General features: G+C 60.1%; 1 pseudogene. It reads left to right on the top strand.

The window, feature by feature from the left end:
• Nucleotides 1-283: 283 nt before the first annotated feature.
• A pseudogene (locus EN852_RS42775) lies at nt 284-434 on the top strand (MFS transporter); the annotation flags it as partial.

The following is a 434-nucleotide window of genomic DNA, read 5'->3' as shown; positions in this document are numbered from 1 at the left end:
AACACCGGTGACTGGGTGGAGAGCTGCACCGCCGTGGTCTAGCATTTCGACGGCCGCATGGAGATCCTGACCTGGGCGCATGTGCTGCCCAAGGCGCCTGACGAGCCCTTCATCCCGATGCTGATCGAGGACAGGGTGGTGCATGCGGCCTGAGGTGGAAGCCGGCCCTGTAATTTCTGGTGTTAATCGACTGGTCCAGCCGGTTTCGTCCGGTTTTTCCTCATGTTAAGGATCGGTTTGCGCTGCTCGCCGGTCGTTGAGCGCAGCGTCATTGGATCGATTCATGCCGCTGCCGCCGCTTTCGCCCGAACAACTCGTGAAGCCGAGCCGTTTTGAGCTGCGCATGAGCCTCATCTTCGGCACGCTGTTCATATCGCTTGGCACCCATTTGCCCTATTTCCCGCTTTGGCTGCAGGCCAAGGGGTTTCACGCCG

The organism is Mesorhizobium sp. M2E.F.Ca.ET.209.01.1.1 (assembly GCF_004010375.2).
GTDB lineage: Bacteria > Pseudomonadota > Alphaproteobacteria > Rhizobiales > Rhizobiaceae > Mesorhizobium.
The sequence above is the reverse complement of the archived record's forward strand: the minus strand, read 5'-3'. Positions and strand labels throughout refer to the sequence as shown.